Raw genomic sequence first — 22,196 nt, 5'->3', positions numbered from 1 at the left:
AATCCAGAGAATCGTAACGTATTGTTAATCCAACTATGTTGATTCTAAGCCACCGTCAGGAAAATCACCTGCTTCTATCGATCCAAAGGGATGTCCTGATGGAAAACTCAAGAGAGTTTTACCAAGAATTTGAGAAGGCAATAGAAAGTCAGAATTTTGGAAAATTGACAATGGATTTCCATTCTGTAAAGTTTTTGGACTCGAGTGGGATTGGAGCTGTCATTAAGGCTTCATCTGCCCTCCACAATCGTGGTGTAGAAATCTTTGTCACCAACCTAAACAAAAACCTAAATTCCGTGTTCCGTCTTTCCGGACTCAACCACATTCTATCCATTTTGACTTTGGATGAATACCTTTCTAAATTTCCAGAGTTTCAAAAAACTCTTGAGGTATAAGCGTAATGAAACTCTATCGAATTTTTTCTCTTTTGATTCTATCCATCACTTTGAATTCCTGTGCGTCAGGTGTAAAGAGTCGCTCTCTTCTTTTTCGTAGCAATGAGTTTGCGATCTATACAGTCAGCAGAGACAAAATCAATCTAAAGTCAGAATCTTCGGTTTCCAAAACTTTTGCTCACCCTGTGGAAATCACAGAAGATAAAGTTTTGGATTTACTGGGGAACATTCGATTTCGTGAAGAAAGTTCTTACGGCGATGTAAACAGATATATATTCGAAGAAAAAGAAATCAAAGAATTTGCTTTAGACCTTGTGGATGGTTTGCAAAAGTTAAAACCAGACCAACTACTGCTTGTTATCTCTAAATACAACCCGGTTCGTTCTGTAGTTTCGCATTATGCAAGAACGGGATTTTATATTTGGTCTTCCGAAACTTCGATTGAAATCTTATTTGGGGAACTCCAAAAAGAAGTCACTTATGATGAACAAGGGAATTACTACGACTGGTCGAATATCCCTGACATCCCTTTCGAACATTTCCCTCAGTCCACATACATTTTACAAGGTCCAGGTTTTTCCTTTAAAAAAGTTTCCGGATTTCGCAATAAACATTGGTTAGTTTTTGATAAAACTGATTTGGCTAAATTGAAATTTGAAAAAAGAAAGAAAACTACGATCCCTGAGGTAACAAACTCAGTGGATGCGGATCTAAACCCAGGGAAAAAAATCTCTCGAGATGAAGAAGAGGGGATAGTAAACGAAGAATAAATTCTTGGTTTAGTCCTCTTTTCGGATCACCATTCTTTCTGTTTGGATGCTTCCGTCGGTTCCTAAGTAAAAATGTGTTTTCCCTACTAGGGAATTGATTCCCAATCGGTAGTTTTTTCCCGCTCCAAAACTAAGATCCACTCCCGGAAATACTTCTCTTTCCACATCCACAAAGGCATCGGGACTCGGTTCATAAGAACCGAGTGCAGTTTCAAACTGTTTGGATTCCATTTCCAAAACCTTGGTAAACTTTTCGTTCGCATCTTTTAGTTTGGTGATGGTTTCTTTTTCTTCCAAAGTCAGTTCTTTTTTTTGGCTTTTTTCTACAAGTTTTGTGAGAGCTAGTTGGACTTTGTGAAGTGTGATTTCTTTATCTGCAATGTCTTTTTTCATCCGGTTGAGTTCATCGAGTAACTCGGGCGGGGTTCCAATCGCAACTTTGGTTTTTGTTTCCACAACAGCTCCGAGTTTGGAACAGGTAAGTGAGTTTCCGGCAATGACCGTTCCCCCGATGACCTCTCCTCTCCCTCCGAGGACGCGAATGAAATCCTTGGCCGAAATTTCGGAATGCATTACTGCTTCCTCAACGAAGATACTTCCTTGGGCCGTGAGTTTTCCTTGTTCTACAAATTTGGCGTAGATATTTCCTTCCGATTCGATGTATCCTTCACCTCTTCCCATAAATCCACCAGAGAGAACAATATCACCTTTGGCTTTGAGAAAGGCTTTTCCCACTGAATTACGAATGATGATACTTCCGCTTGTGGTTAAGGAAAACCCGTCCCCAATTTTTTCCTCTACAATGATGGTTCCCGGGAAATCAATATTTCCTGTGGAATAATCAACAGCTTCCAGTTGGATCACTTCATCCACCTTGATTTCCCAAGAAGCGGTTAGAACGGGTCGGCCAGCAATTTTAGCGTACAGTTTGTCCTCTTTAATTTCCACATTGGGTCCTAGATTCCACTCTACTGATTTTTCTTCTTGGTAAGGGAGGATGGATCCATTCACGGTTTTTCCAAATTCCCCTTTTTTCGGTAGGATTCGTTCGGCAATTAGGTCACCGGGTTTTACTGATTGGATGACAGCAATATTTTTGTAGTCGATTCGTCCGTGTTCATCTTCTTCTAACTGAGGTTTGTTGTCGGATCGAAAGTGGATTTTGATTTCTCCATCTTTTCCAGGAATCGGAGGATATCCTTTTGCAATGATATAAGGAATAAAAAAATCGGGGTTTTTGATTTGTTTTTGAATGACGAGATCAATGATACCAACAGAAATTCCAACGGAAGCAATTTGTTCGCGTAACTGGTATTCGGTGAGAAGGGCGCCACCATGTTTTGGTGGATGTAGGATCATTTTGGCTTCCATATGATCTTCAGAGATCGTAATGTCTGCATAGGAACTGACAGGATCCCCTTTGGACCAAGTTCCAATTTCCACAGGTCTGTTTTCTGCGAGGGCTACTGCCTTTTTGATTTGTTCCTGGTTGTATCCTTCCACTCCAAAGAGTTGTACCCGAGCCAGTACGTCTTTATAATCGACCTTCTTTCCTTTGGGTCCCGGTTTTGTGATTTTTAATACGGCTTTGCCGGCGGAGTTTTCGATTTGGAAATATCCGTTTTCGGTCGCTTCTAAATCTTGGAGGATTCTATCTGTATAGGAGTCTGGGCCTGGCATTTAATTGTATTCTAATAAGTGAGATACGACGTCTTCTTCTCCATCCGTCTTTAGTTCTAACTTGGGAGTCATTCCATCGATCGTATTAATTAGAGTCAGCACTTCCTCAAATTGACAAGAAATTATTCGGGGAAGGTCAATATATGCCGAGCGGAAGTGAAGGTCCATTGCATTGACTAAATGTATATATTCCGCGAAATCACCACGATCTGTGTAAAGAATCGGAGTTTTAGCGTAGTAACATTCTGCAAGGATTCCGTATCCCGGTTTTGTACAAACATAATCGGCCGCCGCCACCAGATCTGGGTAATGTGATACTTCGGGGACAAGGATTCCATCTGTTTGGATTCCCGGAACTCCATAAGCCACTAACTGGATGGATTTAGGAAGGTTTCCTGTTTGTAGTTTGGTTCCTTCTAGGCCATAAGCTCCAAAGGACAAAAGAATATACGTGGTATCATCTCTAAATCCAAATTTTTGTCTGGCTTGTAATTTGGAGAGGGTTGGTTTTCTTCCCACAAGACCGATGTTAGTTGATTCTAAGAAAGCAGGCATGGGGCAAAAAAAAGGTAGGATCAAAGCTTCTGTTGCAAAACCATATTCCACTTCGATTTGGTCACTTAAGTTCCCAAAATAGGAATCGTCTTTGGCATAATTTCTATAAATAAAATCCCAAGTAAAGTTTCCAAGAAATACACTGGGGATTCCTGCCTCTAAGGCAATGGTGATAGGAAAAGAAGAACTGTCTGTAAGGATGAGTGTGATTCCGTTTTTTTTACAGTATTCGGTCTCTTCTTTTAGGAGTCTGGTTTTGTTTTTTTCAAAGGCCTGAAGTTCTTCTTTGGTAGTTTGTAAATCAATGGAGAGGGAGTTTTTTTGCGAAACTCCTACATCCAATTTGAGATCTCGTGTTTTGAGTTTGGGATGAGTGAAATCTAAAAAGGAAATTCTTGTGCTGACCAAATGGATTTCTTCAATGAATTCAGCTGCAAGTAATCGTTTGATGATATTTCCCGAACGACTGATATGGCCAAAACCGTGGCCTGAAATATAGAAGTAGAGTTTCATTTTTTTCTTTGTCGGATGGATTCGTATAAAACGATTCCACAAGACATGGCAAGGTTGAGTGAATCTGCTTCTCCAAGCATCGGTAGATGGAGAGTGTCATCGGAAAGTAATTTGGCATCGGGGCTTAGGCCGTACTGCTCACTTCCAAAAAGGAATACTGATTTTTCTTTCATATTCACGGAAGTATAAAGTGTTTTTCCTTCTGGTGTGACCGCATAACGTTTGTAACCTTTGGATTGGAATTTGTTAAGAACTTCTTTTAATTCTCCAATATAAACAGGTAAAGTGAATATGGTGCCGGTACTTGCCCGAACCACATTGGGATTAAAAAGATCAATGCGTGGATCTGTAACAATAACAAGACCCACTCCCGCCCCTTCGGCCGTTCGCAAAATGGTGCCTAGGTTTCCTGGTTTTTCCACACCTTCAATGATAAGGACTGGATTGGTATCCACTGATTTGATTTTTTCCCACGGCACATTAGCATCAGGTGTTTCAGCCACAGCAATGAGGCCATCGGGTCTATCTCTGTAAGAAATTTTTTCAAAAATTTTACGAGGAAGTTCGAATACGGGACAATGCACCGACTGAATCAATTGTTCTTCGTTTTCGCCGAGGAAACATTCGGGGGATATAAATAAACTAGTGATATTGACCGGTAAACAAGGGATCGATGATTCGGGATTACTTGAAATTGCTTTTTTGATTTCCCGATAACCTTCGATGAAGAATTTTTTTTCTTCATCGCGGTTTCTTTTTTCTTTGAGTCCCGCGACCCACTTCACCTTGGGGTTGGAAAAACTAGTGATGTATTGTCTTCGGTTTGGCATGGGCTTTACAAAGAATGGACTTTTTTATTTGGAGAAGAAAGTACAAAATCCAGCCGGATATTTTTTTCCCGATTTTTCAGGAATGAATAATTCGGATGTTTGGTAAACACCTTTGGTTTTGATTCGGGAAGAAAGAATCCTTTCTAATGTTAGGGGACTAAACCCTTGGCTATGGCAACTGAGGATGACAAATTCTGGTTTGGAATCAGAGAGTTCCATCAGGGCATCCATAAGTTCGGAGAGGTTTTCTTCAATTTTCCAAACCTCACCTTTGGATCCACGCCCAAAACTGGGTGGGTCGAGGATGAGTCCTTGGTATTTTTTTCCTCGTTTGATTTCTCGACGAATGAACTTCATGACATCATCTACAATCCAACGGACTGGTTTGGAATCAAGCCCTGAGAGTTTTGCATTTTCACGAGCCCAGTCCACCATACCTTTGGAAGCATCCACATGACAAACTCCCATGCCTGCATCCAAACAAGCGAGGGTAGATCCACCTGAATAAGCAAATAGATTTAGGACTTCGAGGCCTTGTTTCTTTTTTCCAATTTCTCGGATGCGGTTCCAATTGGTTTCTTGTTCTGGAAAAAGACCAATATGACCAAAGGGAGTGAGTTTGACTTTGAAAGTTAAGTTAGAAAATTCGATAGTAAAACTTTCGGGGACTTTCTTTTGGAAATTCCAATGCCCCGAGCCGGAATCATTTTTGATGTACTGGGCATGAAGGTCGTTCCAAATTTCCGGAGTCGCTTTTCCGTAAGCCGAAGTAGGGGAAGAACGAAGGAGTTTATAACCACCCACAATTTCCAATTTGGATAAATCACCTGAATCCAAGAGTTCGTAACTTTTTGTCATACCAATTCCAGAAAAATAAACGTTAGGTCGTCGTCCCACTCTTTTATTTCGGCTTTAGAAAACGACTCTAAATCCTGGATGAGTTTCCCTTTGAATAGATGGTTGGGTAGTTCCCTGTTGGCATTTAAAAATTCCAATAACCCGGATTCCCCATACATCTCTCCTGCGGGATTAAAACATTCCAAAACCCCGTCGCTTAGGATGAGGATTCGATCTTTAGGTTCCACTTTGTAGGTGGTTTCTTCAATTTGGATTTCGGGAAAAACTCCAATGATTTTGCCCTTAGGATGGACTTTGATGATCTCTCCACCGGCTCTTTGGAGATAAGCACTAGGGTGGCCGGCTCGTCCAAATCGCCATACCTTTGTGGATGTATTCAAATAAACATAGGAAGCCGTTACATACTGCGGATTGCAGTTCCCGTATAACACGCGGTTCATGCCTTCTAAAACTTGTTTGGGAGAGGAGATATTATCTTTTTGGGTGGTAAAGGCAACTTTTCCCATAGCAGAAATCAGGGAAGCGGGAATTCCATGTCCCGAAACATCACAAAGTACAATCCCTATTTCATAAGGATTGGGTGAGAAGTATTCGTAGAAGTCACCACCCACATCTTTCATGGGTAGGATATAAATTTGAATTTGTAAGTTCTTTACATTGGGAATGGTTTTGGGTAGGGACTGCATGAGAATGTCCCTGGAAATTTTTCTTTCTTTTCTAAGGCTTGTGACTTGGGCCAGAGCCATATCTTTTTCTTGTCGTAACAATTGGATGCGGTCCGCTAAAGCAAAAGCAAACAAGGTGATGTCCGCAAGAGATGCGATGGGAAATAACATCTCTTCTAAAAATGGATTGGAAGATAGGATTCCAAATTTCAGTAATCCATAGACAGTGCATGTAAGTAGTAATAAAACAAAAGCAATGGCGAAATAATAAAAGGAACGTAGGCTCCTCCAAATTCCCCAAACCAAAACACCAAGTAAACTGACACAGATCAATACAGAAAGGGAACTCACTCCGATAGAAGCTTGTGAGATCCCACCAAACAAAGCCACTACGGCATTCAGTAGAGCGAAATAACCGAGTAATCGGTAGAACCGGGCAATTCTTGGGATCCGAGCTTTTAGTTTTAAAAAGTTAGAAGTGAATAGAACAAAGAAAAAAAGACAGATACTGAAAAAAACAGGAATGCCTATCCGTTTCCAAAAATAGGAATCAGGAACAAAAAAATAACCCCAGAATCCGAGTAGGGAAAGTTGACCGAGACCAAAAAACAAAACATATCCAATATAATAAAAATAGTTTCTATCTCTTACAAAAAAGGCAATGGCGAGATTGTATAAAATGATGATTCCTAAACTTCCAAAAAAAAGTCCATAGGCCCACTGCGAGATATAGTCTTCTCGTTGGAGATTTCTCTGGTTTGTAAAAACAAATGCAAACTGTAGAGAGATTTCAGAGCGAATGGCCAGGAGGATGGTTTCCCTTTCATGCCCAACTCGAAAGACAAAATTTCTGTGGGGGATTTCTCTTTGAAACACGGGTTGGATATGACCTGATTTGGAGACGATGTATGTATTTCCATCGTGTTTGTGGAACAATTCCACAGAATCAATGTTATGTGCCTGGATGAGAAGTAATGGGTATTTTGCGGGATCGGGAAAATCTTTTGGATCTAGTTTTAACCAAAGAGTTCCTTTTAGAAATCCAAAGTTAACAAAATCATCATTAATCTTTTTAAAATCCCCTGTTTTTAAAACAGATTCTACGGGAACAGAAGAGCTGGGATCGATCCAATAAGTGAATTTGGTTGTATGGAGGATTCGTTCTCCAATGTCATTGGGTGTTTCTGAAAGAATTGGATTTGTAAAAAAGAAAGTCGAAAATAAAAGGAAGAGGAGTGTTTCGGCCGGGGATGTCTTTTTCAATTGGTAGGTCTTGGACAGGAGATTTTCATCCCCTGTCCTATTTCATTTAGGTGTTAAGCCTGTTTTTTTGCTGCTTCGTAAGAGATCTCTTGTGGGCCTGTGTAAATTTGTCTTGGTCGACCAATTTTTAAACTAGGATCCTCAATCATCTCTTTCCACTGCGCAATCCAACCTGGAAGTCTTCCCATAGCAAACATCACTGTAAACATATTGGTAGGAATTCCAAGGGCGCGGTAGATAATTCCAGAGTAGAAGTCTACGTTCGGATAGAGTTTTCTTTCTACAAAGTATGGATCGTTGAGTGCAGCTTCTTCCAATTCTTTGGCAATGTCAAGAAGTGGGTCTTTGATTCCAAGTTTGTTGAGAACTTTATCACAAGCGACTTTGATGATTTTGGCACGAGGGTCAAAGTTTTTGTAAACTCGGTGACCAAATCCATTCAATCGGAAACTGGAGTTTTTATCTTTGGCTTGTTCTACGATTTTTTTAACCGAGAGTCCGCTTTTTTTAATTCCTTCCAACATTTCCAATACTTCTTGGTTGGCTCCCCCGTGACGTGGTCCCCAAAGTGCAAGGATTCCGGCAGAGATCGCACCATACAAGTTAGCAAGGGAAGATCCCACCAAACGCACAGTAGATGTGGAACAGTTTTGTTCGTGATCTGCGTGAAGGATAAGGAGTAGGTTGAGTGCAGAAACAATTTCCGGATCGATATGGTAATCTTCCGCTGGAACCGCAAACATCATATTCATAAAGTTAGATGCATAATCTAACTCGTTGAGTGGGTGGATGATGGGTTGCCCAATGGATTTTTTATACGCATATGCTGCAATCGTTGGGAACTTTGCAAGGAGTCGAATGATGGAGATTTCTCTATGTTCCTCATTCATTGGATCATAACTATCTTGGTAGTATGTAGACAAACATCCCATCATACAAGACATGATTGCCATCGGGTGTCCATCTTTTGGAAAACCGTTGAACAGACGTTTGAGATCCTCATGGATCATTGTATGGTTGGTAATGGAGCTATTCCACTCTTTGAGTTGTGCGTCGTTTGGAAGTTTGCCGTAGATGAGTAAATAAGCTACTTCTGTAAAAGTAGACTTAGCGGCCAAATCATCAATAGGAATTCCGCGGTAACGGAGGATTCCCTGTTCTCCATCGAGAAAGGTAATATCACTGGTGCAAGCACCTGTATTTAAATAACCGGAATCAATCGTAACATAACCGGACAATTGGCGGAGTTTAGTAATATCAATTGCCTTCTCGTTTTCACTTCCCACTAAAATCGGAAGTTCGAACTCTTTTCCATCCACTTTCAGAATTGCCTTTTCGGACATATCTTCTCCTGTATATCTCTGTCTATTTCAAAGGATAGACAGAGGAAAGGGTGGGGAAAAGCCATTTTTTACAACTTATGGTATTTTTTCATGATGTCGTATGCGTAGAAATTCGAAACCACGATGCGACAGTAATCTCTCGACTCTTTGTAAGGAAGGTCTTCTAGAAAATGGTTAAAATCGCCTGAGTAAACGGCCTTCTTCCACTTCCGTAAATTTCCAGGGCCCCCGTTATACGCAATCGATGCCCATTTCAATTCGTTCCCGTTGGACTTCAAAAGATAGGCTAAAAATTTTGTCCCCAAACGGATGGAGGTTTCCGGTTCGTAGAGAGTGTAGGAAGAGATTCCCATCCGCGTTGCTAGCTCTTTGCCCGTAGCCGGCATAATTTGCATAAGCCCCCGGGCATTGGACCGGGAGGTAGCCGTTTCCTTAAAGAAGGATTCTTGTCGCATCAGAGCATAGACCTTGTCTTCTGAAATTTCGTTTTCGTTGGCATAACGTGAGACAATACTTTGGTGGGGTCTGGGATAAATTCGGACAGAGATGGATGTGGGGAGGAGGATGGGGTCATCCGGGATAAAATGCCTTTTGAGTAAGGATCTTGTATGAAACGCAGTATAATATGTGTTATATGTCAAGTCCCCGATCCCTACCAAAATTTCATCTTTTTCTTCTTCGGAAAGGTTTTCCCTTTTTACATGAAAGTTGACAAGGTTTAATCCCAAACTGTCTTCTCCCACGCGGAAGTATTCTTTGGCGAGGTTGAGAAGTTTATGTCCTTGGATTCGCGAACTCATGCCACCGAGTTTATTTCCTAGTTCATAAGAATCTTTCGGATACACAAATCCCAAATTGCGGCCAAGGATGGCATAGGATTCTTCTGGAATTCCTGCAGTATAAGATAAATATTCAAAAAGATATTCTTTATTGTATGTGGGATTGTCTGGTTTGTTTGATTCTTTGATGATGGATAAAAATTCTTCGCGGATCACACGAGTGTAATAAGAACCAGGGCAAAGGGCATAATAACGTTTCAGTTCTTTTTTTAATTTCTCTGTTTCGCCACTTTCTTTGAGTGATCGCAAATACCAATACACAAGTCGGCCCTTAACGGGTAGGTTTGGAATTTCCGCCAGTGCTCTTTCAAATTTTGCGAGAGGAGCATAGTTTGATTTTTCCCCTTTGCGATCCACAAGGTATTCGATAAGCCTATCTTGGTAAAAAAGATTAAAGGGATACTTTCCTAAATATAAAATTAGGTTTTCAAAATACAATTCCCGGTCCCCCAAACGGTCGTAAGAGGCCGCAAGAACTCGGTAGTATCCTGCATCTTTTCCAGGAAAAGTTTTTAAAAGTTCAATGGCAGCTTGGAATTTGTTTTGTTGGTATAAAATATCTGCCAGTGCAACGATAAAGGAAGAATCCATGTCCACAAAGGTTTTGTTGGAACGCAAAACCCGGAAAAGTTCGTTTGTTTTCCCTGTTTTTGTTAGTACAGTCGATAGATGTTTGAATCCTTCATAGTAAGCAAGTCTTGTGGAAAAAAGTTCGGGTCTTGTTTTAAACAAAGCTTCTTTGTCATTATGACTGATCGCGGGAAGAAGAATGGTGAGCTCTGACGGGGCCAGTTGCAAAATACTTCCCGAACCTTTGTATTTAGACCAATCGGCGGCGACCATATGAACTGTGGAGTCGGCAAGTCCGTCTCTTTGAAGAAGGTATATCCATTCTTCAGTGGCTGCTTTTTCATCACCTAAGATGAGTTTTGCTTTTCCAAATCTGTATTGTGTGTCGCCCGTGAGAAGATACCTTCTATGTGATTCTTGGATGGAATTGATTTTATCCAAAATCTCTTTCCATTGGTTGTTGGCAGCAAGGAGACGCACCAGTTCATCCAAGAGGCGGCGACAAATCGGATCCTCTTCCAAATTCAATCGGCTGAGGAATTGGATTCGTTCTGCAGGTGTTAGATAATTTCTTTGGGTAATTTCTGTGTATAATTTCCAATAACTCAGTTTGAATAGAGTGGTTTGGAAGGGCATGGTTTGTGTTAGGATTTTCCTAACTTCTTCTTCTGAGGATTCCGTAACAAAAACCCCGCGGACGAGAGAAATCAAATACCGAAATCGTTTCTCCTTGTCCCCGTTAGGTGATTTTTCATGAAATTCGATGAGGCTATACACTTCACTTTCACGAGAAGGATTTGTATTCCGAAAGTGATTTTCGATTTGTCCCCACTGGTGAGATTTGATTAAATATTGAAGGTCAGTTTCCGCAAATAGGGATGTTGTGAAAAAGAGAAGAATTCTACTTGCTAACCAAAAATGCCTCATGCATACTTCCTATGATTACGAATTTAGAGAGGGAAGGTTCCTCTCCTTATGAGCTTACAAACAGAATACAAACTGCAATGGCCGGAATATCGTATCGAATTCCACAAAAGGCCCGAACTTCCTAAAACGGCCACACTTTCCGAACTCTGGCCTAGTCTACGTGCCTTCTTTTCAGGCAATCAGTCTCGGTTTGCAAACTATCTCTTCTATTTATCGACCGATTTTTCCGGGGGGTTCAGCCTTTGTTCCGTTTTGGGCGAAAATGAGACCGCCAATCGGTTCAAAGACCCGCAATTGACGACACCGTCCCCATTTCCCGGCCAATCTTTAGACCAAATTTGGAAACTTTGCCAAAACCGAGAGTTTGAAGAGATGGAAAGAGAGGATTGGGAACTTGTGGGATATGGACTTTTGTATGCTGGTAAGATCGCCGAGTTTCGCAATTGGGTCTTAAAAACCAAAGAATTCTTCGGCCAAACCGATGACAATCGTCGGTTTTTGTTTTTACTGGGTTGGGAATCTTCCGAACTGCCTTATGAAAATACCGTTTTGCATGCGTTAGTTGAGTATGTCCAAGGGAAACGCGATTATTTGGATTTTAAAAGTCTCACCGATGCCGTAACTCTGGATTCCCATTGGCAAATCTCTGGGGTTCTTTTCCATGCCATTGAAATGGGATGGTTTGCGGGAGAAGAGACATTTCGGTTTTGGAAATTTTTCATTGGGTTTTACGAGGAATGGGAAGAGTGGGAGAAACAAAAATTCCGTTCTGTTTCTCTCGGAAAAATTCCTGCCTTCCCAGCCTTACGTTATGCCAAACGATACTTCCCAGAAGAAACCTTCTTACACTACCGAGAAGAATTAGAAACAAACCTTCGTGGGGGTTGGACTCATGGCAATGCGTTTGGATATGAATTGTCTCATGAAATGGATCCTTTTGTAGAAACCGTTGTACGATTTCGAAATGATGGATCTCGTTACGAAGATGAATTGAAAAACGAATTAATCACACGACCCTATTCGTATTTTATCAATTTGCAATTGGCTTCGATTGCTTTTGTGAAAAAGGAAAACGATAAGTTTTTAAATTTTTATAAAAAATCCGGTCGATTGAAATATTTACCTCTGGCCCTCAATTTGTATTGGCGTGTTTTGAAAATGGGTGGAGATGAAATTTTATCCCATTCCATTGAACGAACACTTGCGGCAACAGGGGAATCGACAAACATTCCGGAAGGTTGGGAATAAAATGCCACTCTCGCAAGAACAGATTATGGAACTCTCCAAATTGCAGAAAATGCTAAGGAATTTGGAGAAAATTGAAAGAAATGCCAAAAATGATCTGCAAAAGGAACGAGTTGCTTTCGACATTGAACGTTACAGACGTCGTATGCAAGAAGTTTCTCCTGAAGGAATTCCGGATAACTTAGAACAGACGATGCGAAATGCAAAAACCAGAGAGGAAAATCCGGAAAACCTCAAACATAAAATTATATCTCAATATCCGGTGATGAAAATCACTCCCAATTCCAATGATAGTGAAATCAACCAAATTGGAACTCTTGTGAATATTATGGATTTGGAATACATTCCTATCCTTGGAGATGGTCATATTAAATTCGATTATTCTCATGCAACAGAAAGAGACTCGGTTCTTAAGTATATGGAGAACTTACGAAGGAACATGAAGATCCTTGTGGAAACTGTCGAGGAATATGCCGCTGCCGACAAACAAGAGTTTCGTGAGCAGCTCTCTCGGATGAAAAACAAACAGTCCCGGATCTTCATTGCGGAATCCTTTGAAACCCTGGGTAAATTCAGGGACTTCCTCACTGCAGTGAATCATGACATCAAAGAAGGAAATAATGTCATTATGAACATGGAAGAGCCGATCAAATTCAATCCTAGGTTTGAAAAGGCCACGGTTTTGGAAGGTCGTTCGATCATGGAAGGGCTTCGTGAATTTCAAGAATTCGCAGAAGAGGCTTGTGATTTGATTCGACTCCCGTCTTTTCGAGGGTAAAAAAACCTTTTCATTCCCGGGGGGAAACGCACACTGTGAAAAATCACATACACGGACTCGCAAACGCATGGCATTAGTCAAAAATCAGACCGAAGTTACCAATTCAACTATTGGCGAGAATTCTTACTTCAACGGTAAATTCTTTATCAATGGATCCTTAAAAATTGACGGTAAATTCGAGGGAAAATCCCTCCAAGCCGAACACCTCTATATCGGTGTTACAGGAAAGGTCAAAACCAATATCACGGCTGCCAGCGTCATCGTAGAAGGAATTGTGGCAGGAAACGTTACCGCAAGAAACCGCGTGATGCTCCTTCCTACTTCCAAAATCCTTGGCGATATCAAAACTCCAGAACTCATCATCCAAAACGGGGTGATTCTAGAAGGACGTTGTATGATTTCCAACGACCTCAAACACAGTGCCAAAGACCTGATCGAATTGGAATACTCCAAAGATTCTTTAAGTGTTGAGAAAATTTTTGGGAAACAACCAAACGCAAAAGAATAATTGAAAACCATTCTGATTTCGGAAGGCGATCCAACAAGTATCAACTACGAACTTGTGGTTTCCGCCTTCCCTCTGTTGTTATCCTTAGGGAAACGCCACCGTATTTATTTCATCCGTGGCCCCCACAACCTCACGGTTCCCTCGCTCCCCAACCTCACCCAACCAATTGACGCACCCGGATTCTATTCTCTTCCTTGGTCGGATTCTAAAAAAACACGCCAGTTTACTCTCGGTAAACCTTCCGCCACCTCTGGTAGAATGGCCTACGATTCCCTTCTCGCCGCCATGGACTGGCAAAAGGAACTAGGGGCCGATCTCATCACCCTTCCTCTCTCCAAAGAGTGGGTGGGAAAAGCCGGGGTCAAAGGATTCCGCGGTCATACAGAAACCTTGGCCGAGTATTACAAACGACCTACCTTTATGATGATGTCCGGGGAAAAATTAAACGTAATTCCCTTAACCACCCATCTTCCCCTAAAAGACGTAGTGAAAGAATTGAAAAAGTTTTCTTGGACCGAACTTTCCAAAGCTCTTGTGCGTTCGCAGTTTTTAAAGAATCCAAAAATTGCTTATTTGGGCCTCAACCCGCATGCCGGGGAAGGTGGAAAGATTGGGGAAGAAGAATCGACCATCTTGTCAGTGGGTGCCAAAATTTTAAGAAAAGCAAAGTTTTCTGTGGAAGGACCCCTTTCTGCAGATTCTGCTTTTTTGCCAGGAGCCAAACCGTACGATTTGTATTTGGCAGGGTATCATGACCAGGGACTCATTCCATTTAAATTGCTTGAAGGGAAAAAGGGAGTTAACATAACCTTAGGACTGGATTTTACTCGTCTGTCCCCAGACCATGGGACAGCCTTTGACATCGCAGGAAAAGGGGTGGCAGATCCCACAGGACTCATCTCCTGTTTAGAACGACTCTCGGAGACGAAAGAAAAATAAATTCATGACACTATTGGAAACCGTAGCCTTTCCTGTTCTTTTCATTTGGTTTGTGGGCCTTCTTCTCACTCTCTTCCGGAGAGATTTGGAATCCCATTGGAAGTTCTTTTTCTTTCTCGTATTTTGTTTTTATTTGGTTCAATTCTTTCCTGAGTTTTGGGAAGGGGTGACACGATGGAAAGAAAATCCCAAAGCCGAAGCACTGCTGTGGATCTCTGCTATGGGAAATTCGATTTATGTATTTTTATTCTTTTTATGGCCTCTCGTTCTCATTCGAATTTATTATTCCGCATCCAATAACTTAAGTAAAACCTTGATTCCAGCGCTTGCTTATGGGACGGTTCTGTATTGGGCATTATTTTTTCTTTGGACCATGTATTCCAAAGAGTTCAATGGTTGGCTTCATCAAATTTTCACAATAAGTAAATAAAAAGGGCATACAATGGCAGTTCCATTTATAGATATCAAACGATTTGAACCAGGATTTTTGGACACCTGGAATGAAAAAGTAAAGTCCATGTCAGTAAACGCACAGTTTATCGGTGGAAACGAAGTTACAGATTTAGAAGCAGGACTTGCTTCCTTTGCAGAAACAAAGTATGCCATTGGTTGTGCTAATGGAACCGATGCATTGCAGCTTGCTCTTCGTGCTGTGGGTGTGGGTCGTGGTGATAAAGTTTTGTTACCGGACTCTACTTTTTGGGCGACCTTCGAAGCTGTTGTGAATGTGGGCGGGGATCCATACACCATTGATACAAATCCAGATGATTTACAAATGGATTTCCAAGTGTTTCAGGAAGCTGTAGAAAAAGTAAAACCAAAGGCTGCTCTTGTTGTCCATTTGTATGGTTGGGGAACGGCAAAGATTGAAGAACTTCGTAAATTTTGCAAAGAAAAGAACGTGGCTCTTATTGAAGATGGAGCACAATGTTTTGGTGTAAAGTTTAATGGAAAGTCATTATACAAAGATGCGTTAATCTCTACTACTTCTTTCTATCCTGCGAAGGTGTTAGGTGCTGCTGGTGACGGTGGTGCTGTGTTTACAAACGATGAAGAGTTATCTGTTGTGACTCGTAGACTTGTAAACCACGGAAGGACTTCTCATTATGAACATGGACTTGTGGGTTGGAACTCAAGACTTGATTCGCTGCAAGCTGCATTCCTCAATTTGTCTTTAAAACACCTACAAGCAAGAATTGATTCTCGTAAAAAATCACAAAACGTATACTACAAAGAACTTCCAGGACTTGGGATTGGAGTGATCCAACCACCGAAAGGTTATGACGAAAATGGATACTGTAACGTGACTTTGGTGAATCCGGAACTGCGTCCTAAAATCGAAGCAGTTCTCAAAGACAAAGGAATTGGATTTGGAAATATCTATCCTGGAGCCATGTCTGACCAACCCGGTGCCAAACCATACCTCATCGAAAGATTTGGAAAGGATGGAAATGCGCCTAGGATCTCCAAATCGGTTCTGAATTTCCCTCTGTTTGCTTATATGACAGATTCAGAACTGGATGAAGTGTTTAGTGCGATAAAGGCGTATAACGCGACCAAATAATGGAAAAGTTTAGAGTCGGAGTTTTTCTATTCTTCTTACTGATACTAGCGGTGCTTACTTTTAGTTTAACTAAAAGTTGGCGCCTCTATGACGATGGGTATGAAGTTACAGTAGAAACTCCGGAATCTAAAGAAAAAGACAATACTCCTGAACCTTCTGATAGTTTGGATTTGGAAGATGGGAATGGAAAGATTTATTGGAAACAATACTTTATCTATCCCCATGGTCTTGTGACTGAATCCGGTGGGTTTGGTCCCGATGGAATCTTATCTCATGCAAGGAATTTGTATTCTATCAATTTAAAAGATGGAAAGGTGCAAAAACTCTTTCCCCATGATGTTTACATCTGGGATTTTTTTGTCGGAGACTTTGCCAAAAAAACCGTTTCTAACACTATCGATGATCCCAAAGAAGATGTCCTGGCTTTGGAGAAAAAAATCATCATCTTGGCAGTCACAGAAGATAGTAACTTAGATGGGGTTTTAAATTATAAAGATCATAAATTGGTTTATCTTTTTGATCCAGAGACAGACAGACTGGAAACCGTTCTACCTGTGGGATTTCATTTTAGAAAGGTCGTTTACAATTCTGCAAAAAACCATCTAACGCTGGTTCTAGGAAAAAATCCTGATAAACAAGTGAATAAAAGAAGAAAACTCCCAGAACCAGAGAATAAACTGCATATCTTTGATTTTGATACAGTTTCGTTCAAGGGAGTTTTGAGCGGATCCTTGGAATGATTGTTTAATACTTACCGATTGCATCCATATTGAAAATAAACCCAAACTGAAATCCCGCATGGTTGATTGATTCTGAAGAGAATGCATTCGATTTAAGAATTTTGCGAGCCCCGAAAACTTCCAAAGAAAAACCAAATTCTGGAGTGACGTAGTAGTTCATCCCTAAAGCAACTCTACCACCAATTCCCGTCCCTGGGTGAGTGTAGGTAGGGTAGTATAAATTGTTCACTTGTCCTGTTCTATATTTGGCATCAAAATTGAGAATACTCACTTCTAATCCAACAAAGGGGTCAAACTTGTTCCTTGATAAAAAATGATAGTTAAGGCCGAGTCCATAGTTTCTATCTTTATAAAGTGTATTCGTGATGGGAACGGCTTCTACGTAATTTGTATATCCATTGAGGCTGTTTCGATCCGGAAAAGCGAGTTGGTTATTCCCTTGCGCCACGACGGACATAGTGCTATAAGAAATAAAAAATCCTAAGTGTTCGGTAAGTCCGTATTCCATAGACACCCTTCGTGTATTTCCTGCTTGGATTTTGTCATTCGGTAACGGAAAGTTTTGTGGGAAAGGAAGAACACCTAACATTCGTACGGGCATGATACCCAGAGTCGCTTGTGTACGGAGCCCGTTTTGATAAGCTTGTTCTCTTTGAACAAGACTCCCTCCTATATATGCGGTTTCTCCTCCAAGAACTGACATATAAAATCCACCTTTATAGAATCCATAAACTGGTTCCGGTCTTTGTGTTTGGGAATCAACTGCGAGAAAGGGACAAAAAAATAGGATAATAAAAATAAAGTTTAAAAGTGACAGTCGTTTGGTTGCATTTCTCATTTCAGAGAATTTAACGGCTGCTTGCTGGATTGTCAATTGTTTAATTCATATAAATTTTTGCTTATAGAAACGTTTTACGATCTTTAAAATAAAAAAGCCTTGAGATTTCGCTCAAGGCCCCATTCAAAACTAAGTTAGTTTGTAGTGAGATATCTTATTTTTAAGATAAGGCATCCTTTACTAAATCTTCTTGTTCTTTTAGGTGAGTGACCACGTGACCACAAGCAGGACTTGGGAACTCCGAACGACCTGCATAATGCAGACGTTTGTTCTCTGGCATTACCGCTTCAATTCGATCACGAACAAAGAACCAAGCTCCTTGGTTTTTTGGTTCTTCTTGTACCCATACAAATTTTTTCAGTTTTCCGTAGCTTGTAATCATTTGTTGGATATGGTTTTCTGGGAACGGATAGAGTTGTTCGATCCGCACTACAGCCACATTTTCTAACTTTTGAGCATCGATGGCTTTGCGTAGGTCGTAGTAAACTTTTCCAGAACAGAAAAGTAACTTCTCTACCTTTTCCGGTTTAGCCACTGGATCCGGAAGGATCTTTCTGAAGGCACCTGTCGTAATATCTTCCAAACTAGAAGCCGCATCTTTCAAACGAAGTAGGGACTTCGGTGTCATGATGATGAGAGGTTTTCTGAAACTTTGTAAGATTTGGCGACGTAAGATATGGAAATACTGTGCCGGTGTGGTTAGGTTTGCGACTTGGATATTGTCCAAAGCACAAAGTTGGAGGAATCGTTCTAATCTTGCCGAAGAGTGTTCCGGACCTTGTCCTTCATACCCGTGCGGCAGTAAACATACAAGTCCTGACATCCTTTGCCATTTGATTTCCGAACTGGAAATGAACTGGTCAAAGATCACCTGAGCATTGTTAGCAAAGTCGCCAAACTGAGCTTCCCACATCACAAGGCTATTCGGATCCGCAAGAGAATATCCATATTCAAATCCGAGACAAGAGTATTCCGAAAGGGAAGAGTTTACGATATCGATCTTGGCTTGTTTTTCACTGATATGATTGAGGAGAGTGAGTTTTTTCCCATTCACGATGTCGGAGAGAGTGGCATGTCTATGAGAGAAAGTTCCCCTTTGTGCATCTTGTCCACCGAGACGGATCGGAAATCCATTTTCTAAAATGGAACCAAAAGAAAGAGATTCTGCAAATCCCCAATCAATTGGTAATTCCCCCGCACCCATTTTTTTGCGATCTTCCAAAACTTTGATGTGTTTCGGATTCGCCGTGTATCCTTCGGGAAGGGTTGTGACTGCTTTAACAATCCCACCTAACTGTTGTTGGAGGAGTTGTGTGTGGACATCGGAATCCAAAGGTTCTTTTGTATACCTTGACCAAACGCCGCCCAGTGTATCCACGGTGATGCGAGTGTCTTTTTCTTTCGCTTGTTGGAAAGAAGTTTCGAGTCCTTGGGCAATTCCATCTTTAATGAACTGGATTTCGTCCGGAGTGATATCACCCCGTTGTAATAATTTTTGTTCGTAAATGCTGATGGTTTTTGGATGTTTTTTGATGATATCATACATCTGCGGTTGAGTGAAGGTTGGTTCATCGGTTTCGTTATGTCCAAGCCTTCTATAGCAGATAAGATCAATGATCACATCTTTTTTGAATTTTTGTCTGTATTCTAACGCAAGTTTTGTGACTCGGTAAGTCGCTTCTGGATCATCCCCGTTCACATGGAAGATCGGAACTTGGAATCCTTTCGCAAGGTCTGTAGCATACAAAGTAGATCTGGATTCACTCGGAAGAGTGGTAAATCCAATTTGGTTATTGATCACAATGTGGAAAGTTCCCCCCACTGTATAACCATCTAAGTTCATCATGTTGAGAGTTTCGGCAACCACACCTTGACCGGCAAAGGCAGCATCCCCATGGATGGCCACAGGCATAAACTTAGAACGATCGATGTCTTTTGCCATTTCTTGGCGAGCACGAACCGATCCAAAGATCACTGGATCCACTGCTTCTAAATGCGATGGGTTGAAGGCAAGAGAGAGTTTGACTTCTTTTCCATAATGGGTCATCACATTGTTGGAATACCCAAGGTGGTATTTTACGTCCGCATAACCGAGTTGGCCTGGGTTTAGTTTTTCTTCGAACTCAGCAAAGATAAGGCCCGCTGGTTTTCTGATAATATTTACGAGAACATTGAGTCGTCCTCTATGTGCCATACCAATGACAAGGGCATCCATTTTATGCCCACCTGCCTCTTCGACAAGAGTGTCAAGCATAGGGATCATTGTTTCCCCACCTTCGAGAGAGAATCTTTTTTTCCCTACGAATTTTTTGGCGAGGAAGTTTTCGAAACTATCCGCTTGGTAAAGTTTTTCAAACAAACGTAAGGCGATCTTTTTACTGATTGGTTCGTTGTTTGCTAGCGGCTCCATACGATTTTGTAACCACTCTCTTTCCTCGTCGTTCACAAGGTAGTAGTGTTCACAACCGATGGATCCGCAGTAGGTTTTTTCAAACCAATCGATGACATCTTTTAGTTTGGCTTTTCCTAAATTGGCAATCCCAGAATCCACTTCTGTTTCTAAGTCACTTGGTTTTAAGGCCTTAACTTTGAGATCAATGAATTCGCGATTGGGTTTGTTGATTCCGAGTGGATCGAGGTTTGCTGCTAAGTGGCCTTGTCTTCTGTAGGCGTTGAGAAGGTTGATGATACCGAAGTCGCTGAGTGAGGAACCTTTCCGGTGTTCCGTGGATGCATAATTTACATATCCATTTCCATTAAAACCGTTTCCGGTACTTCCACCGTTACTCGAAACGGAAGTCCTTTCCAGTTCATGGAAAAAATCGATCCAGTCTTTTGTGAGACCTTCCGGATCTTCTTTGAACAACTTGTAATACTCTTCCAATAATACGACGTTATCGCCGTATAAACTCATCATCTGGTCGGTTGTCATATACTCTCCCTAAAACAACAAAACAACGGTTCTACTACGAATGGATGGACCACTTTGCGTCGGCATCCATGGCTGCTTCCCGAAGTACTTCGGAAAGAGTCGGGTGGGCATGTGTGGAACGAGCGATGTCTTCCGCACTGGCACCAAATTCAAAGGCAATGGCGACTTCTGCGATCATGTCGGAAGCACGCGGCCCAACGATATAAACTCCCAGGAGTTTGTCTGTTTTTTTGTCAGCGATGACTTTGACTTGTCCATCCGTTTCGTTCATGGCTTTGGCACGAGCGTTCGGTTTGAACATGTATTTCCCCACTTTGTATTCAATGCCTTTGGCTTTTAATTCTTCTTCGCCAAGACCCACCCAAGCCACTTCGGGCCAAGTGTATACAATCCAAGGAATGGCTTTATAATTTACATGACCATACTTTCCACAAATGAGTTCAGCAACGGCAATCCCTTCATCTTCTGCTTTGTGAGCAAGCATAGGTCCATCGACCACGTCGCCAATCGCATAGATATTCGGAATGTTGGTTTGGAATTTATTGAGTTCTACTTTCACGCGACCGCGGTCTGTCATCTCGATTCCAATTTCTTTGGCACCGAGTCCGTCTGTGTTCGGTCGGCGACCGATGGAAACGAGAACCTTATCTCCTTCGAGAATGGATTTTTTTCCGTCTTTGCCTTCGATCTCTACTTCTACTTTTTTGCCCTTTACTTTGGCCCCATGGACTTTGGTTTCAAAGAGGAAGTTAATCCCTTGCTGGGTAAGAAGTCTTTCGGCAAGGCTTGCCATCGCTTGGTCAGCAGTTCCGAAAAGTCGTGGCATAAGCTCCACCACAGTGACTTTGGCACCAAGACGCAACCAAACCGATCCGAGTTCGAGTCCAATCACACCGGCACCTACAATGATTAGGTGTTCGGGAACCGAATCAAAACCAATCGCATGGTCAGAAGTCACAATATTTTTTCCATCCACAGGAAGGGGAGGAATTTCAATGGGTGTGGAGCCGGAAGCAATGATGATGTTCGTTCCGCTGATGGATTCTTTTTTTCCATCTTCGGCAGTGATCGAAACTTCGGTTTTCGAAACAAAACTAGCATGACCTAGGTAACGTGTGATTTTATTTTTTTTCATCAGGTAGTCAACACCGGATGTCACTTCTGTAACCACTTTGTCTTTACGAGCCATCATCTTTGCGATATCGATTTTTACATCTTTTACAGAGATTCCGTGATCGGCTAATTTATGTTTTGTTTTGTGGTATTCTTCAGAAGAATCGAGAAGGGCTTTGGAAGGAATACAACCCACGTTGAGACAAGTCCCCCCGAGAGTTTTTCTTTTTTCAATGATGGCTACTTTTTTACCCAGTTGCGCGGCACGAACTGCCGCTACATAACCACCGGGACCCGCACCAATGACAACGATATCATATTGTTCCATAAA

19 protein-coding genes are annotated in these 22,196 nt (G+C 41.5%); 9 read left to right on the top strand and 10 right to left on the bottom strand.

Annotation, left to right across the window (positions count from 1 at the left end):
- Positions 1-35: 35 nt before the first annotated feature.
- Both JWG41_RS06060 and JWG41_RS06055 read left to right on the top strand, forming a co-directional pair.
- A complete protein-coding gene (locus JWG41_RS06060; RefSeq protein WP_039937354.1) occupies positions 36-395 on the top strand; it encodes an STAS domain-containing protein in 360 nt (119 codons plus the stop codon).
- Between the two features lie 5 nt (positions 396-400).
- Positions 401-1,165: an LA_1326/LA_4305 family lipoprotein gene (locus tag JWG41_RS06055; protein ID WP_205269043.1), complete on the top strand. Its 765-nt coding sequence runs from the start codon at positions 401-403 to the stop codon at positions 1,163-1,165.
- Between the two features lie 9 nt (positions 1,166-1,174).
- Here the strand turns inward: JWG41_RS06055 and JWG41_RS06050 are convergent, their stop codons facing one another.
- The 7 genes from JWG41_RS06050 to JWG41_RS06020 form a co-directional block, all read right to left on the bottom strand.
- Positions 1,175-2,845, bottom strand: coding sequence for a DUF342 domain-containing protein (locus JWG41_RS06050; protein ID WP_205269042.1), 1,671 nt, complete (start codon positions 2,843-2,845; stop codon positions 1,175-1,177).
- On the bottom strand, positions 2,846-3,913 hold the full coding sequence (locus JWG41_RS06045; RefSeq protein WP_205269041.1) for a glycosyl transferase: 1,068 nt from the start codon (positions 3,911-3,913) through the stop codon (positions 2,846-2,848).
- A complete protein-coding gene (locus JWG41_RS06040) occupies positions 3,910-4,743 on the bottom strand; it encodes a TrmH family RNA methyltransferase (RefSeq protein WP_205269040.1) in 834 nt (277 codons plus the stop codon). The genes JWG41_RS06045 and JWG41_RS06040 overlap by 4 nt, the downstream gene beginning before the upstream one ends.
- Before the next feature lie 24 nt (positions 4,744-4,767).
- Positions 4,768-5,601 (bottom strand): class I SAM-dependent methyltransferase, encoded by an 834-nt coding sequence (locus JWG41_RS06035; protein ID WP_205269039.1) that lies wholly within the window; start codon positions 5,599-5,601, stop codon positions 4,768-4,770.
- Positions 5,598-7,529: a SpoIIE family protein phosphatase gene (locus tag JWG41_RS06030; RefSeq protein ID WP_205269038.1), complete on the bottom strand. Its 1,932-nt coding sequence runs from the start codon at positions 7,527-7,529 to the stop codon at positions 5,598-5,600. The genes JWG41_RS06035 and JWG41_RS06030 overlap by 4 nt, the downstream gene beginning before the upstream one ends.
- Positions 7,530-7,582: 53 nt before the next feature.
- Positions 7,583-8,872, bottom strand: coding sequence for a citrate synthase (locus JWG41_RS06025; RefSeq protein WP_205269037.1), 1,290 nt, complete (start codon positions 8,870-8,872; stop codon positions 7,583-7,585).
- Positions 8,873-8,940: 68 nt separating this feature from the next.
- Positions 8,941-11,208: a lytic transglycosylase domain-containing protein gene (locus JWG41_RS06020; protein ID WP_205269036.1), complete on the bottom strand. Its 2,268-nt coding sequence runs from the start codon at positions 11,206-11,208 to the stop codon at positions 8,941-8,943.
- 48 nt (positions 11,209-11,256) lie between these two features.
- Here JWG41_RS06020 and JWG41_RS06015 point away from each other — a divergent pair, with 48 nt between their 5' ends.
- From JWG41_RS06015 to JWG41_RS05985, 7 genes are all read left to right on the top strand, one after another.
- On the top strand, positions 11,257-12,456 hold the full coding sequence (locus tag JWG41_RS06015; protein WP_205269035.1) for an LBF_1011 family protein: 1,200 nt from the start codon (positions 11,257-11,259) through the stop codon (positions 12,454-12,456).
- Position 12,457: 1 nt separating this feature from the next.
- Positions 12,458-13,231, top strand: coding sequence for a hypothetical protein (locus JWG41_RS06010; protein WP_205269034.1), 774 nt, complete (start codon positions 12,458-12,460; stop codon positions 13,229-13,231).
- A gap of 67 nt (positions 13,232-13,298) precedes the next feature.
- Positions 13,299-13,739 carry a bactofilin family protein gene (locus JWG41_RS06005; RefSeq protein ID WP_002989231.1) on the top strand — a complete coding sequence of 147 codons (441 nt, stop codon included), beginning with the start codon at positions 13,299-13,301 and terminating at the stop codon, positions 13,737-13,739.
- Entirely contained in the window at positions 13,740-14,678 is a 939-nt protein-coding gene (locus JWG41_RS06000) for a PdxA family dehydrogenase (RefSeq protein WP_205269033.1), read from the top strand.
- A gap of 4 nt (positions 14,679-14,682) precedes the next feature.
- On the top strand, positions 14,683-15,108 hold the full coding sequence (locus JWG41_RS05995) for a hypothetical protein (protein ID WP_205269032.1): 426 nt from the start codon (positions 14,683-14,685) through the stop codon (positions 15,106-15,108).
- 12 nt (positions 15,109-15,120) lie between these two features.
- Positions 15,121-16,242, top strand: coding sequence for a DegT/DnrJ/EryC1/StrS aminotransferase family protein (locus JWG41_RS05990; RefSeq protein ID WP_205269031.1), 1,122 nt, complete (start codon positions 15,121-15,123; stop codon positions 16,240-16,242).
- On the top strand, positions 16,242-16,982 hold the full coding sequence (locus tag JWG41_RS05985) for a hypothetical protein (RefSeq protein WP_205269030.1): 741 nt from the start codon (positions 16,242-16,244) through the stop codon (positions 16,980-16,982). The genes JWG41_RS05990 and JWG41_RS05985 overlap by 1 nt, the downstream gene beginning before the upstream one ends.
- Before the next feature lie 4 nt (positions 16,983-16,986).
- Here JWG41_RS05985 and JWG41_RS05980 read toward each other — a convergent pair whose 3' ends face one another.
- The 3 genes from JWG41_RS05980 to lpdA all read right to left on the bottom strand — a co-directional run bounded on the left by JWG41_RS05980 (position 16,987) and on the right by lpdA (position 22,193).
- Positions 16,987-17,856 (bottom strand): hypothetical protein, encoded by an 870-nt coding sequence (locus tag JWG41_RS05980; protein WP_232373761.1) that lies wholly within the window; start codon positions 17,854-17,856, stop codon positions 16,987-16,989.
- Between the two features lie 124 nt (positions 17,857-17,980).
- Positions 17,981-20,752, bottom strand: coding sequence for a 2-oxoglutarate dehydrogenase E1 component (locus JWG41_RS05975; RefSeq protein ID WP_205269029.1), 2,772 nt, complete (start codon positions 20,750-20,752; stop codon positions 17,981-17,983).
- Positions 20,753-20,786: 34 nt separating this feature from the next.
- Positions 20,787-22,193 (bottom strand): dihydrolipoyl dehydrogenase, encoded by a 1,407-nt coding sequence (gene lpdA, locus JWG41_RS05970; RefSeq protein ID WP_205269028.1) that lies wholly within the window; start codon positions 22,191-22,193, stop codon positions 20,787-20,789.
- Between the last annotated feature and the right edge of the window lie 3 nt (positions 22,194-22,196).

Source organism: Leptospira chreensis (assembly GCF_016919165.1).
GTDB classification, from domain to species: domain Bacteria; phylum Spirochaetota; class Leptospiria; order Leptospirales; family Leptospiraceae; genus Leptospira_A; species Leptospira_A chreensis.
Note: the sequence above shows the minus strand (reverse complement) of the source record. Positions and strands in the feature narration are given on the sequence as shown.

Coding starts and splice junctions, on each gene's coding strand:
- JWG41_RS06060 (WP_039937354.1), top strand. CDS start 36: ATGTTGATTCTAAGCCACCGTCAGGAAAATCACCTGCTTCTATCGATC.
- JWG41_RS06055 (WP_205269043.1), top strand. CDS start 401: ATGAAACTCTATCGAATTTTTTCTCTTTTGATTCTATCCATCACTTTG.
- JWG41_RS06050 (WP_205269042.1), bottom strand. CDS start 2,845: ATGCCAGGCCCAGACTCCTATACAGATAGAATCCTCCAAGATTTAGAA.
- JWG41_RS06045 (WP_205269041.1), bottom strand. CDS start 3,913: ATGAAACTCTACTTCTATATTTCAGGCCACGGTTTTGGCCATATCAGT.
- JWG41_RS06040 (WP_205269040.1), bottom strand. CDS start 4,743: ATGCCAAACCGAAGACAATACATCACTAGTTTTTCCAACCCCAAGGTG.
- JWG41_RS06035 (WP_205269039.1), bottom strand. CDS start 5,601: ATGACAAAAAGTTACGAACTCTTGGATTCAGGTGATTTATCCAAATTG.
- JWG41_RS06025 (WP_205269037.1), bottom strand. CDS start 8,872: ATGTCCGAAAAGGCAATTCTGAAAGTGGATGGAAAAGAGTTCGAACTT.
- JWG41_RS06020 (WP_205269036.1), bottom strand. CDS start 11,208: ATGAGGCATTTTTGGTTAGCAAGTAGAATTCTTCTCTTTTTCACAACA.
- JWG41_RS06015 (WP_205269035.1), top strand. CDS start 11,257: ATGAGCTTACAAACAGAATACAAACTGCAATGGCCGGAATATCGTATC.
- JWG41_RS06010 (WP_205269034.1), top strand. CDS start 12,458: ATGCCACTCTCGCAAGAACAGATTATGGAACTCTCCAAATTGCAGAAA.
- JWG41_RS06005 (WP_002989231.1), top strand. CDS start 13,299: ATGGCATTAGTCAAAAATCAGACCGAAGTTACCAATTCAACTATTGGC.
- JWG41_RS05995 (WP_205269032.1), top strand. CDS start 14,683: ATGACACTATTGGAAACCGTAGCCTTTCCTGTTCTTTTCATTTGGTTT.
- JWG41_RS05990 (WP_205269031.1), top strand. CDS start 15,121: ATGGCAGTTCCATTTATAGATATCAAACGATTTGAACCAGGATTTTTG.
- JWG41_RS05985 (WP_205269030.1), top strand. CDS start 16,242: ATGGAAAAGTTTAGAGTCGGAGTTTTTCTATTCTTCTTACTGATACTA.
- JWG41_RS05975 (WP_205269029.1), bottom strand. CDS start 20,752: ATGACAACCGACCAGATGATGAGTTTATACGGCGATAACGTCGTATTA.
- lpdA (WP_205269028.1), bottom strand. CDS start 22,193: ATGGAACAATATGATATCGTTGTCATTGGTGCGGGTCCCGGTGGTTAT.